Source organism: Actinomadura montaniterrae, from assembly GCF_008923365.1.
In the GTDB taxonomy this organism is placed as follows: Bacteria; Actinomycetota; Actinomycetes; order Streptosporangiales; family Streptosporangiaceae; genus Spirillospora; species Spirillospora montaniterrae.
Window position 1 is genome coordinate 1 of record NZ_WBMR01000087.1, and the last position, 13,683, is coordinate 13,683.

General features: G+C 70.6%; 8 protein-coding genes and 1 tRNA gene. All 9 read right to left on the reverse strand.

Going from position 1 to position 13,683, the window contains the following annotated elements; genetic code table 11:
* Positions 1-549 precede the first annotated feature (549 nt).
* The 9 genes from F9B16_RS26445 to dnaA all read right to left on the reverse strand — a co-directional run bounded on the left by F9B16_RS26445 (position 550) and on the right by dnaA (position 13,682).
* Positions 550-626 (reverse strand) — tRNA-Ile (locus tag F9B16_RS26445).
* 88 nt (positions 627-714) lie between these two features.
* Complete coding sequence (locus F9B16_RS52900) at positions 715-1,665, reverse strand: DUF3566 domain-containing protein (protein ID WP_225991962.1); 951 nt, start codon at positions 1,663-1,665, stop codon at positions 715-717.
* Between the two features lie 42 nt (positions 1,666-1,707).
* Positions 1,708-4,215 carry a DNA gyrase subunit A gene (gene gyrA, locus F9B16_RS26455; RefSeq protein WP_151542850.1) on the reverse strand — a complete coding sequence of 836 codons (2,508 nt, stop codon included), beginning with the start codon at positions 4,213-4,215 and terminating at the stop codon, positions 1,708-1,710.
* A gap of 88 nt (positions 4,216-4,303) precedes the next feature.
* Entirely contained in the window at positions 4,304-6,241 is a 1,938-nt protein-coding gene (gene gyrB, locus F9B16_RS26460) for a DNA topoisomerase (ATP-hydrolyzing) subunit B (protein WP_151542852.1), read from the reverse strand.
* 454 nt (positions 6,242-6,695) lie between these two features.
* Positions 6,696-7,208, reverse strand: a complete 513-nt coding sequence (locus F9B16_RS26465; RefSeq protein ID WP_225991963.1) for a DUF721 domain-containing protein — start codon at positions 7,206-7,208, stop codon at positions 6,696-6,698.
* Positions 7,209-7,370: 162 nt separating this feature from the next.
* Positions 7,371-8,495, reverse strand: coding sequence for a DNA replication/repair protein RecF (gene recF, locus F9B16_RS26470; protein ID WP_151542854.1), 1,125 nt, complete (start codon positions 8,493-8,495; stop codon positions 7,371-7,373).
* An 88-nt stretch (positions 8,496-8,583) separates the two neighbouring features.
* Complete coding sequence (gene gnd / locus F9B16_RS26475; RefSeq protein ID WP_151542856.1) at positions 8,584-9,504, reverse strand: phosphogluconate dehydrogenase (NAD(+)-dependent, decarboxylating); 921 nt, start codon at positions 9,502-9,504, stop codon at positions 8,584-8,586.
* Positions 9,505-9,603: 99 nt separating this feature from the next.
* Entirely contained in the window at positions 9,604-10,746 is a 1,143-nt protein-coding gene (gene dnaN / locus F9B16_RS26480; RefSeq protein WP_151542858.1) for a DNA polymerase III subunit beta, read from the reverse strand.
* A 653-nt stretch (positions 10,747-11,399) separates the two neighbouring features.
* Positions 11,400-13,682 carry a chromosomal replication initiator protein DnaA gene (gene dnaA, locus F9B16_RS26485; RefSeq protein WP_151542860.1) on the reverse strand — a complete coding sequence of 761 codons (2,283 nt, stop codon included), beginning with the start codon at positions 13,680-13,682 and terminating at the stop codon, positions 11,400-11,402.
* Position 13,683: the final 1 nt, after the last annotated feature.

Sequence of the window (13,683 nt, forward strand, 5' to 3'; positions counted from 1 at the left end):
TGCGTACGCCGGATGCGGCTGCTGGGGCTGCTGCACGGACATGACAGAGGTCCGGTGGGTACTGGAAGTCGTGGCGCACCACCTGCCACGACGCGACGCCCGCCGACTGCGGCGCGAGATCGCGAGCATCGATGATGACTGGTGACCGAGCGGCGGCGCGCCCCCGAGCGGACCGGGCCAGCGACCGGCGAGCGCAGCCACGCAACGGGTCGGTGCCGTCTTGGTCGGTGACAGCCTCGTAACCGGTCGCGGGCCTTCGAAAGGATCTGCACGAACGCGAACTTCGGTGCATCCGGCTTCACGACCTGCGGCACGTGACCGCAACGCTCCTCACGAGGCTGGGTGTGCCGGCGCGCGATGCCGCTGCGATCCTCGGCCACGCGAAGATCTCCACACGCTGGAGATCCACACTGACAGCAATATGGATGACCACCGGTCGGGGCTCGCCAAGCTGGCTGGGGAGCCGTTCGGCAACTCGGAAAGCTAGGGCCGTTGCCGTCATGGTTGCCGTCAAAAGCCCCCACCGGTCATCCGATGGGGGCTCTGAGCTGGTGGGCCTAGGTGGACTTGAACCACCGGCCTCATCCTTATCAGGGATGCGCTCTAACCGACTGAGCTATAGGCCCGTACTGCCGCCGCCTTGCGGCGCACCCAGAGATTACCCCATGTGGAAGGGCAACCGGAAATCGATTGCCGGGCGGCGGCGGGATCGCGCTACTCGGCCTCCTTGAGGGTGACCTCGACGCCGCCGACGAGGTCGGCCGCCAGGTTGTAGATGACGGACCCGACCGTGGACAGGGCCGTGATCAGGAGGACGTTCAGGGCGCCCACGAGGACGGTGTAGCCGAACACGCGGGCGAAGGAGAACCAGTTCCCGGCGTCGACGCCGCCGGTGGTCTCGCCCTGCTGCTTGGTGAGGCTGTTCACCGTGTCGCTGATGGCGTCGAAGACGCCGAGGCCGGACAGGATCACGTACAGCACGATCACGGCGACCAGCAGCACGACGAAGCAGACCAGCGACATCACGAAGCTGAACTTCATCACCGACCACGGCTCCAGCCGGGCCAGCTGCAGCTGGGCCTTGCGCGCCGGCTTCGCCTGCGCGGGGGACTTGGAGTTCACCGGGGCGACGGCGGAGGACGGGCGGTCCTTCAGGACGGTCCCGGCGAAACCGGAGCTCGTCCGGCTCCCCGCGCCGCCGCCCGACGCGGCGGCGGCGGAAGCGGGAGACGGGGACGGACCGGGCGCCGGCGGCTTCTCCGTCCGGCCCGTGGAGACGGAGCCGGACGGTTCGGCGGGCTTGGTCCACGGCTTCGCGGCGCCCTTCGCGGGCTTGGCCGGCTCCGCGGTGTCCCGGACCGGCGCGATCTCCGGCGTGTCGGACTTCTCCGGCTCGTCCTTCAGGTGGGCGAGGTCGACCCGGGTCTCGTCCGGACCGGAGGAGGCGGGCGAGGAGCTCGAGGCGCTGTCCGGGGCGTCGGAGTCGATCTCGACGGTGGTCTCGTCCCGGGCCGGCTTCGCGGACGCGGCGGCGACGGTCTTGCCGCCGGGCTTGTCCCCGGACGTCCCGGACGCGGCCGGGCGGCCGGCGGGCTTGCCGGCCGTCCCCTTGCCGCTGCGGCCCCCGCCGGGCCCGCCCTTGCTCTTGCCGGGCTCCGTGCTCACGTGTCCTCCTGGCCTAGCGGCTCGGTGAGGCGAACGGATGCGTCACTCACCATCGCCCCCCTCGGCGTCGACTGAGTCCTCAATCGTGGACTCTACGTTCCTCGCGATGGCGACCACGCTGTCCCCCTCCGCGAGGTTCATCAGGCGGACGCCCATGGTCTGCCTGCCGGACTGCTTGATCTCCGCGGCGCTGGTGCGGATGACGCCCCCGTTCGACGTCATGCCGAACACCTCGTAGTCCGGGCGGACCATGAGAGCCCCTACCAACCTGCCGCGAGATTCCACGATCTTAGCGGTGAGAACACCCTTACCCCCCCGTCCTTGGACCGGGTACTGGTCGACGGGCGTCCGCTTGGCGTAGCCGCCCTCGGTCGCGACCAGGACGTCGTGGTCGGAGTCCTTCACGACCAGCATGTTCAGGACTTCCTGGTCCTCCTCGAAGCGCATCCCGATCACGCCGGAGGTGGCGCGGCCCATCGGCCGCAGCGACTCGTCGTCGGCGTGGAACCGGATCGCCTGCGCGCCGGTGGACACCATCAGCAGGTCGTTGTCGGCGGACACGAGCCGCGCGGCGATCACCTCGTCGTCGTCGACCAGGTTGATCGCGATGATGCCGCCGGTGCGGGGCGAGTCGAAGTCGCTCAGCGCGGTCTTCTTGACCCGGCCCCGCTTCGTCGCGAGGACGAGGTAGGGCGCGACCTCGTAGTCGCGCAGGTCCATCACCTGGGCGATGTGCTCGTCCGGCTGGAACGCGAGGAGGTTCGCGACGTGCTGGCCGCGCGAGTCGCGGCCGGCGTCCGGCAGCTCGTACGCCTTCGCCCGGTACACCCGGCCCTTGTTCGTGAAGAACAGGATCCAGTGGTGCGTCGTGGTGACGAAGAACTGGTCGACGATGTCGTCCTGCTTCAGCTGCGCGCCGCGGATGCCCTTGCCGCCGCGCCGCTGCGCCCGGTACAGGTCCGTCTTGGTGCGCTTGGCGTAGCCGCCGCGGGTGATGGTGACGACGACGTCCTCTTCGGCGATGAGGTCCTCGTACGACACGTCCCCGTCGAACGGGATGATCTCGGTGCGGCGGTCGTCGCCGAACTTCTCGACGATCGGGGCCAGCTCGTCGCCGACGATCTGGCGCTGCCGCTCCGGCGAGGCGAGGATCTCGTTGTAGTCGGCGATCTCCGCCATCAGCTTGTCGTACTCGTCGGTGATCTGCTGGCGCTCCAGGGCGGCGAGCTTGCGCAGCTGCATGTCCAGGATCGCCTGCGCCTGGATCTCGTCGATCTCCAGCAGGTTCATCAGGCCCTGCTGCGCCTCCGACGCCGACGGCGACCGCCGGATCAGCGCGATGACCTCGTCGATCCGGTCGAGCGCCTTCAGCAGCGCGCGCAGGATGTGGGCGCGCTCCTCGGCCTTGCGGAGCAGGAACCGGGTGCGGCGGACGATGACGTCGATCTGGTGCGTCACCCAGTGCCGGACGAACTGGTCGATGCGCAGCGTGCGCGGCACGCCGTCGACCAGCGCGAGCATGTTCGCGCCGAACGTCTCCTGCAGCTGGGTGTGCTTGTACAGGTTGTTCAGGACGACCTTGGCGACCGCGTCCCGCTTGAGCACGATCACCAGGCGCTGGCCGGTGCGGCCGGACGTCTCGTCGCGGACGTCGGCGATGCCGTCGAGCTTGCCGTCCTTGACCGACTCGGCGATCTTCAGCGCGAGGTTGTCCGGGTTGACCTGGTAGGGGAGTTCGGTGACGACCAGGCAGGTGCGGCCCTGGATCTCCTCGACCTCGACGACGGCGCGCATCGTGATCGAGCCGCGGCCGGTGCGGTAGGCCTCCTCGATCCCCTTGCGGCCGACGATCAGGCCGGCGGTCGGGAAGTCGGGGCCCTTGATCCGCTCGATCAGCGCCTCGAGCAGCTCGTCGTCGGACGCGCCGTAGTTCTCCAGGTACCAGCGGACGCCGTCGGCGACCTCGCGCAGGTTGTGCGGCGGGATGTTGGTCGCCATCCCGACCGCGATGCCGGCGGACCCGTTGACCAGCAGGTTCGGGTACCGCGACGGCAGGACGTCCGGCTCCTGGGAGCGGCCGTCGTAGTTCGGGGAGAAGTCGACGGTCTCCTTGTCGATGTCGCGCAGCAGCTCCATCGCCAGCGGCGCCATGCGGCACTCGGTGTACCGCATCGCCGCCGCGGGGTCGTTGCCGCGGGACCCGAAGTTGCCGTTGCCGTCGACCAGCGGGTACCGCATCGACCACGGCTGCGCCAGCCGGACCAGCGCGTCGTAGATCGCCGAGTCGCCGTGGGGGTGGTAGTTCCCCATGACGTCGCCGACGACCCGGGCGCACTTGAAGTAGCCGCGGTCGGGCCGGTAGCCGCCGTCGTACATCGCGTACAGGACGCGGCGGTGGACCGGCTTGAGCCCGTCGCGGACCTCGGGCAGCGCGCGCGCGACGATGACCGACATCGCGTAGTCGAGGTAGCTCTTCTGCATCTCGACCTGGATGTCGACCGGTTCGATCCGCTCGCCCGGGTGTCCACCCTCTGTGGTCACGTCCGTCACTCTCAAGACCTCTTCTGCTAAGTGGGAAGGAAGTACGACGCCCGATGGGAGCCCCGCCGCCGGTCAGGGCGGGCGGGGGCGCGCGCACCTAGATGTCGAGGAAGCGCACGTCCTTGGCGTTGCGCTGGATGAACTCCCGGCGGGGTTCGACCTCCTCGCCCATGAGCACGCTGAACAGCTCGTCGGCCTGCGCGGCGTCGTCGAGCTGCACCTGCAGCAGGACCCGGTTGTCGGGGTCCATCGTGGTGTCCCACAGCTCGTTGGCGTTCATCTCGCCGAGGCCCTTGAAGCGCTGCACCTGGTCGCGGGGGCGCGGGTCGCGCCGCCCGGCCGCGATCCCGGCCTCGATGATCGCGTCGCGCTCGGCGTCGGAGAAGGCGTAGTCGGCCTCGTTGCCGCGCGCGTCCCACTTGATCTTGTACAGCGGGGGCTGCGACAGGTACACGTGCCCGGCCTCGATCAGCGGCTTCATGAACCGGAACAGCAGCGTCATCAGCAGCGTGTTGATGTGGTGGCCGTCGACGTCGGCGTCCGACATCAGGATGATCTTGTGGTACCGCAGCTTGGAGATGTCGAACTCGTCGTGCACCCCGGTGCCGAGCGCGGTGATGATCGCCTGGACCTCGTTGTTCTTGAGGATCTTGTCGATCCGCGCCTTCTCCACGTTCAGGATCTTGCCGCGGATCGGCAGGATGGCCTGGAAGTGCGGGTTGCGGCCGCCCTTCGCCGAGCCGCCCGCCGAGTCGCCCTCGACGATGTACAGCTCGGACTTGGACGGGTCGGTCGACTGGCAGTCCGACAGCTTGCCGGGCAGCGACGTCGACTCCAGCAGGCTCTTGCGCCGGGTCAGGTCGCGCGCCTGCCGCGCCGCCACACGCGCGCGCGCGGCCTGCGACGCCTTGTTGATGATCTCCTTGGCCTCGCCCGGGTTCTCCTCGAACCAGTCGCGCAGGTGCTCGTTGCAGGCCCGCTGCACGAACGACTTCGCCTCGGTGTTGCCGAGCTTGGTCTTCGTCTGCCCCTCGAACTGCGGGTCGGCCAGCTTGATCGAGATGATCGCGGTCAGGCCCTCGCGGACGTCCTCACCGGTCAGGTTGTCGTCCTTGTCGCGCAGCAGCCCCTTGTCGCGCGCGTACCGGTTGACGATCGTCGTCAGCGCCGCGCGGAACCCCTCCTCGTGGGTGCCGCCCTCCGCCGTGTTGATCGTGTTCGCGAACGTGTGCACCGACTCGGCGTACGAGGAGTTCCACTGCATGGCGATCTCGACCGACATGCCCTCGGTGTCGTCGCCGAAGTAGATCGTCGACTCGTGGACGGCGTCCTTGCGCGCGTTGATGTAGCGGACGAAGTCCTCGATGCCGCCCTCGTAGTGGTACTTCACCACGTGCGGCTCGCCGTTGGAGTGGTCCGGCCGCTCGTCGCAAAGCGTGATCGAAAGGCCGCGGTTCAGGAACGCCATCTCCTGCATGCGGCGCGACAGCGTCTCGAAGTTCCACTCGAGCGTCTCGAAGATGTCGCCGTCCGGCCAGAAGGTGATGCGGGTGCCGGTCTCGGCGGTCTCCTCGCCCTTGCGCAGCTCGGTCTCCGGGCCCTGCCAGGTGTAGGACTGCCGCCACACGTGGCCGTCCACCTTGACCTCGGCCTCCAGCCGGGTCGACAGCGCGTTCACCACCGCCGAGCCGACCCCGTGCAGGCCGCCGGACACGGCATAGGACTTCCCGTCGAACTTGCCCCCGGCGTGCAGCGTCGTCAGCACCAGCTCGATCGCCGGCCGCTTCTCCACCGGGTGCTCGCCGACCGGGATGCCGCGGCCGTTGTCGAGCACGCTGACGCCGCCGTCCGCGAGCAACGTCACCACGATGTCGTCGGCGTAGCCCGCGAGGGCCTCGTCGACCGCGTTGTCCACGATCTCGTAGACCAGGTGGTGGAGGCCGCGCTCACCGGTCGACCCGATGTACATGCCCGGACGCTTGCGGACCGCTTCCAGGCCTTCAAGGACAGTGATCGAACTAGCGTCGTACGCCAAAGGAGATCCTCCTGCCGGGGATGGTGAGCCGCCCCGCGCCCAGGGGAGCGCGGTGTGCCCCGTAACACACATGAGGGCGCCCTAGTGCTCTGTACGTGTTCGGTAGAGCTCCGGGCACCCCATGGCGGTGCAACATCCTGAACCCGTTTTCATTCTACCGGGTCACACGGCGAAAAGTGGCACTCCCGAGCGCTGTGTGCGCGTGTGGCGGCCGAGTGGGCCTGGAGATGCATCCCCCCATAGCCCTGGGGGGTTCTCTGGCCTACGGCGCCCTCGTTGCTGAACTCGTCACCGGGCTTCCCGAACAGATGTTCCCACCCGCCACCGACATCCCGTCACACCGCGCAACCGCCGCCCCGCACCCGCCCGGCGGCCCCGCCGCCTTGTCACTTCGCGACGAGCCGCTCCGCGGCGGCCGGCCCGGCGCGGCCGCTCGCCGCGCCCGGCGGTCATTTCAGCGTACGCGCCAGCCGCCGGTGCGACGGGGGCCCGACGCCGGCCCGACCACCTTCACCCGGCGGACCGTCCCGTGCCCCAGCTCCTCGTTCAGCCGGCGCACCAGCGTCGACGACAGCAGCCGCAGCTGCGTCGCCCACGTCGTGGAGTCGGCGGCGACCGTCAGCTCCCCGTCCTCGAACCGCTCCGGACGGGTGTGCTCGGCCAGCTCCGGCCCGACGATCCCCGCCCAGTTGCCGAACACGCCGCCGACCGCCGCGCGCTGCTCCCACCCGCGCGTGGCCAGCAGCTCCCGGATCGCCGCGCCGAACGCCTTCGGGTCGCCGCCGCGGCCCGGGTCCCGCGTGCGGACGGGCTTCGCCGCGCCCTTGCGCCTGCCGCCCTGCCCGGGCAGCGTGCCGCGCTTCAGCGCGTCTGCCTTCGCCTGCGCGAGCGCCTCCCGCGCCAGCTCGATCCCCGACTTCGCCGGAGCCTCCGGCGCCCCGGCCGGGCCGGCCGCTCCGCCGTCCACAGCCTGGGGATCACCGGCGCCGTCCACACCCCCGGGTTCCGGAGAATTCACCGGACCGGGGGAGTTGTGCACATCCTGTGGATCAATGGCGCCCGAGCCGGGACGGCCTCCCCCATCTCCCGGCCCCTGGGGATCACTGGTCACCTGCCCGCCCCTTCCCGGTCAGTCCCGGACGACCCGGCCGCCTGCGACGGTATAGGAACCGCCCGTCAGTTCCGCCGGGACGTCCGCCGGCACCGCCGCCGTGATCAGCACCTGCTCGGCGGGCGCCACCATCTCCGCCAGCCGGCTCCGCCGCCCCGTGTCCAGCTCGGCGAACACGTCGTCGAGGATCAGCACCGGGTCGTCGCCGTCCGCACGGAGCAGGTCGAACGCCGCGAGCCGCAGCCCCAGCGCGAACGACCACGACTCGCCGTGGCTGGCGTAGCCGCGCGCGGGCAGCTCCCCCAGCCGCAGGACGAGCTCGTCGCGGTGCGGCCCGACCAGGCTCACCCCGCGCTCCAGCTCCTGCTTGCGGGCCTCGGCCACCCCGGCGAGGAGCTGCTCGCCCAGCCGTCCACGGTCTGTGGACAACTCCTCCGCGCCCAGCGAGCTCTTGTAGTGCAGATCGGCCGCGCCGCTCGACGGGGCGAGCGCCGCGTACGCGCGCGCGACGAGCGGACGCAGCGCCTCCACCAGCTCGACCCGCCCGGCCAGCAGCTCCGCGCCGGTCCGCGCGAGATGCGCGTCCCACACGTCGAGCGTCGCGAGCACCTCAGGCCCGGGGGACCGGCGATGCGCCGCCGCCGACTTCAGCAGCGCGTTGCGCTGCTTGAGGACCCGGTCGTAGTCGGACCTGACCGCCGCGAACCGGGGGGCCCGCGCCGTCAGCAGCTCGTCCATGAACCGGCGGCGCTCCCCCGGATCGCCCTTCACCAGGGCGAGGTCCTCGGGGGCGAACAGCACCGTCCGCAGCATCCCCAGGATCTCCCGAGGCCTGGGGACGGGGGACCGGTTCAGCCGCGCCCGGTTCGCCTTCCCCGGGTTGATCTCGAGCTCGATCAGCGCCTTGCGGTCGTCCTTCACCACCCCCGCGCGCACGATCGCGCGCGGCGCGCCCTGCCGGACGAGCGGCGCGTCCGTCGCGGCGCGGTGGCTGCCGTGCGACGCGACGTACCCGATCGCCTCGACCAGGTTCGTCTTGCCCTGCCCGTTCGGCCCCACGAACGCGGTCACGCCCGGCCCGAGCGCCACCTCCGCGGTGGCGTACGACCGGAAGTCCTGGAGCGAGAGGTGGGCGACGTGCACGGGACACGAGCGTAGAGCCTTTCGCGCGCCGCCCACACACCCGGCGCGTTCTGTGGATAACTCCCCCGGAGGGCCGGGCCTCCGGAGGTCAGACCTTCGGGGGGTTCACGTCGGCGCCGGGGGAGTCGGCGCCCTTCGCGGACTCGATCGCGTGCCCGCCGAACTGGTTCCGCAGCGCCGCGACGACCCGCATCGCGGGGGAGTCGTCCTGCCGGGACGCGAACCGCGCGAACAGCGACGCGCTGATCGCCGGCAGCGGCACCGCGTGCTCCACCGCGGCCTGCACCGTCCAGCGGCCCTCGCCGGAGTCGTTGGCGTAGCCGCGCAGGTCGTCCAGCTCCGGGTCGTCCTTCAGCGCGCGGTTCAGCAGGTCCAGCAGCCAGGACCGGATGACCGTGCCCTCCTGCCAGCTGAGGAACGTCTCCGGCACGCGGGTGACCAGCGGGCTCGCCTCGATCAGCTCGTAGCCCTCGCCGAACGCCTGCATCATCGCGTACTCGATGCCGTTGTGGACCATCTTCACGTAGTGGCCCGCGCCGATCTTCCCCGAGTGCACGAAGCCGTACTCGCCCTCCGGCTTGAGCGTCTCGAAGATCGGCATCATCCGCTTCACGTTGTCGTCGTCGCCGCCGACCATGAGCGCGTAGCCGTTCTGCAGGCCCCACACGCCGCCGCTGACACCGCAGTCGAGGAACCCGATGCCCTTCGCCGCCAGCTCCTCGCCGTGCTTCTGGTCGTCCACATAGTGTGAATTACCGCCGTCCACGACGAGGTCGCCCGGCGACAGCAGCTCCCCCAGCCTGTTGACGGTGTCCTGCGTCGGGCCGCCCGCGGGCACCATCACCCACACGGCGCGCGGCGGGGAGAGCCGCTCGACCAGCTCCTCGACCGAGCCGACGTCGCTGATGTCGGGGTTGCGGTCGTAGCCGACGATCGTGTGACCGCCGCGCCGCAGCCGCTCGGCCATGTTCGCGCCCATCTTGCCCAGGCCGATGATGCCCAGCTCCATGCTCACTTCTCCCCTGTGCGTAGCTGCCCGTGCCCCGTCCGCGGGGGCGGCTCCCCCGCGGACCGGTCGTCTCCCCCAGGTATGCCCCAGGACCGGTCTTTACCCAGACAACCGCACAGGCATGATCAGATAACGGTAGTTCGGGTTCTCACCGTCCTGCGGCGGCTTGCCGGTCAGCACCGCCGGCTTCGTCGGCGTCGTGAACGACAGCCGCGCGACGTCCGAGCCGATCGCGGAGAGCCCGTCGAGCAGGAACCCGGGGTTGAAGGCGATGTCGATGTCCTCGCCCTCCAGCGTCGCCTCCAGGGCCTCCACGGCCTGCGCCTCGTCGCCCGTCCCCGCCTCCAGGACGACCTCGCCCTGGCTGAACGACAGCCGCACCGGGGTGTTGCGCTCGGCGACCAGCGACACGCGCTTCACCGCCTCGATGAACTGCGCCGTCTGCACCTCCGCCAGGCCCGCGTACTCGCTCGGCAGCAGCGACCGGTACTTGACGAAGTCGCCGTCCAGCAGCCGCGACGTGGTGCGCCGCCCGCCGCCCTCGAAGCCGATCATGCCCTCGCCGGAGCCGCCGGTCCCGGCCAGCGCCATCGACACCTCGGCGCCCGCCGTCAGCGACTTGGCGGTGTCGGCGAGCGTCTTCGCCGGGACGAGCGCGACCGCGGAGAAGTCCGGCCGCTCCGGCTTCCAGTGCAGCTCCCGGACGGCCAGCCGGTACCGGTCGGTCGACGCGAGCGTGACCGTCTCGCCCTCGATCTCCACGCGCACGCCGGTGAGCATCGGGATCGTGTCGTCCTTGCCCGCCGCGATCGCGACCTGCGCGACGGCCGCCGCGAACTCGTCGCTGCCCACCGCGCCCGCAGCCGGCGGCATCTCCGGCAGCGACGGGTAGTCCTCCACAGGCATGGTGAGGAGGGTGAACTTCGCGCTCCCGCAGCGCAGCATCACCTTCGCGCCGTCGGTCGTCACCTCCACAGGGTGGGGAGGAAGGCTGCGCGAGATCTCGGCGAGCAGCCGCCCGGACACCAGCGCCGTCCCCGCCTCCTCCACGTCGATCTCCGTGGAGACCTGCGCGGAGACCTCGTAGTCGAACGCCGACAGCTTCAGGCGGTCGTCGTTGCCTTCGCCTCCGGCGACGATGTGCATGCCCGCGAGAACCGGCACCGGGGGCCGGACCGGCAGCGTGCGCGCCGTCCAGGCCACGGCGTCGGCCAGGGCGTCTCTGTCGATGCGGAACTTCAAGGGGACCCGCCTCCTGCAGGTGTCGGACAAGGGTGAGGTGGACCGGCCTCGGCTCGGGCGCTCGGGGCGCGTTGTCCCCAGGCCCTAGCTTGAGTCGGATCTTTTCTTGGGTAGAGAACTAGTGCAGTACCAGTAATAGGGGCCGTGGATAGTGTGGACAGACCACGTTCTCGCAGGTGAGGCCGCGAATCTCTGTCCACGGGGGCTGTGCATCGGCGGTGGACGCCGCGGGCCGCGCTGGGGACGGCGAATCCGTCCCCACACGTCATCCTCACGTCATCCCCCGGTTGTCCACGAGTTTTCCGCAGGTTCTCCCTGGTCGGCGCGGCGGCCGGCCGTCGTGGCGGGAACCGGCCGGGTCCGTCCCCAGGACGTCCCCAAGGCGTCCCCAGCTTGTCCACGGGTTCGTCCCCATGATGCCGGGTGGCCGTCCTCAGGGCTTCCACAATCGGTCCACGAGTCGTCCCCATGTTGTCCGCAGGTTTTCCCCGGCCTTCCCGCCGGGATCCCCAGGGTTATCCCCAGGCTGTGCGTGTCGATCTTGGTTTCGGCGGTCGTCCGGCGAGGCTTCGATCGGGCGTTCGAACAGGCCTGTGCACGGTACTCGTCCACAGCCCGGGACGGCCCGGCGGGGCCCGTCCCCAGGCTTTTCCTCAGCGCTTGCGCGCCTGGTGCTTGATCCGCCCCGTCAGCTCGGTGACCTGGTTGTAGATCGCGCGGCGCTCCGCCATCAGCGACCGGATCTTCCGCTCGGCGTGCATCACCGTGGTGTGGTCGCGGCCCCCGAACTGCTGGCCGATCTTCGGCAGCGACAGGTCCGTCAGCTCCCGGCACAGGTACATCGCGATCTGCCGGGCCGTCACCAGCATCCGGGACCGCGACGGCCCGCACAGGTCCTCGATCGTGGTGCCGAAGTACTCCACCGTCTGCGCCATGATCATCGCGGCGGTGATCTCCGGGCCGGAGTCGTTCGGGATCAGGTCCTTCAGGACGATCTCCGCCAGCTTCATGTCGACCGACTGCCGGTTCAGGCTCGCGAACGCCGTCACCCGGATCAGCGCGCCCTCCAGCTCCCGGATGTTCGTCGCGATCTGCGAGGCGATGAACTCCAGCACGTCCGGCGGCGCGGCGAGGCCCTCCTGGCGGGCCTTCTTCTGCAGGATCGCGATCCGGGTCTCCAGCTCGGGCGGCTGGACGTCGGTCGTCAGGCCCCACTCGAACCGGTTGCGCAGCCGGTCCTCCAGCGTGACCAGCTCCTTCGGCGGACGGTCGCTGGAGATCACGATCTGCTTGCTGGCGTTGTGGAGGGTGTTGAAGGTGTGGAAGAACTCCTCCTGCGTCTGCTCCTTGCCCTCCAGGAACTGGATGTCGTCGACGAGCAGGATGTCGACGTCCCGGTAGCGGCGGCGGAACCCGTCCGCCTTGCCGTCCCGGATCGAGTTGATGAAGTCGTTCGTGAACTCCTCGGAGCTGACGTACCGGACCCGCGCGCCGTTGAACAGGCTCTGCGCGTAGTGGCCGATCGCGTGCAGCAGGTGCGTCTTGCCGAGGCCCGAGTCGCCGTAGATGAACAGCGGGTTGTACGCCTTGGCGGGCTGCTCGGCGACCGCGACGGCCGCCGCGTGCGCGAACCGGTTCGAGGAGCCGATGACGAACGTCTCGAACGTGTACTTCGGGTTCAGGCGGGCGTGCTCGGACGCACCGGCACCGCCCTGGCCTCCGCCGCCCTCGCCCCGCGCGCCCCCCGGGGCACCCGGGGCACCCGGGGCACCCGAGCCGGCAGGGCTTCCGGGACCTCCGGGTCCGCCTGGGCCGGGGCCAGGGCCTCCGGGGCCGGACGGGCCGCCGGGTGCCGGGACCGGTCCACGCGAGTCGGACGCCTCGTCGTCGCGGAAACCGCCTTCACCCCGGTACGGCGGCTCATCACCCCTATAGGTCTCTTCTCCCCGGTACTGCTCGGACGCCGAATACTGCTCCGGGCCCGTGTACGACTGCTCCGCGCCAGGGAACTCCGTCTTGTACGACTCCTCGTCGCGCCCTAGCGAAGCCTCACCCGGACCGTGCTGAGACTCCCGCCCGAGCGGTTCGCCGCGCCCCCCCGGACGCAGCGGGCCGAGCGTCCGATCGTTGAGATGCGAAGGCGCATGCGGGGGCCTTCCGGGAGGCTCGCCCCCATAGCCCTCCGAACCGCCGAACCCTTCCTGCGGACGTCCGCGCCCCGGAAAGCCCGGGACGTTCCCCCGGTCGTACGAGGACGGGCCCCGCCCGCCCGGCCCGGCGCCGTACGCCGGCGGACGCGGCGCGGGCGGGAACGGCGCGCCGTGGTCGTTGTCACGCTGCGGCCATCCACGATCATCGTCGTCCTGTGGATATCCACCGGGAAGGCCGGGCCTGTGGGTAACTTCGGACGGCGCGCGGTACCCCGGGTCGCCGTACGGCTGCTCCGGGTACGGACGGTCGCCGTAATCCTGACGCTCCGAGTAAGGAGAGTCCCCGTACTGCTGCTGATCCGCGAAGGGCCGGTCGCGGTCACGGTCGCGCTCGCGGTCATCGAGGGGCCGTTCGCCATAAGAGGAAGGCGCGGACTCGTGCGGGCCCCCGCCCGGCACCGGCGCCGGCAGCGGCTCGCCCGACCCGGCGCGGGAACCGCCGCCCGGACCCGGCCCGGGCACCGCGGGCGGCTCCGGCTGGACCGTCACCGCGACACGGATCTCCCTGCCCAGCTCATGGGAGAGCGCCTGCGTGATGAGGTTGCGCAGCCGGGTCTCCAGCGCGTCCTTGGCGAACTCGTTCGGCGCCGCGAGCAGCGCCGTCCCCTCCACCAGGGCCAGCGGGCGGACCATCGGCAGCCATGCGCGGTAGCTCGGGGACAGATCGCTCTCAGACAGCGCGGTGAGGGTCCGGGCCCAGACCGATCCGAGATCCTGACCGTCCATG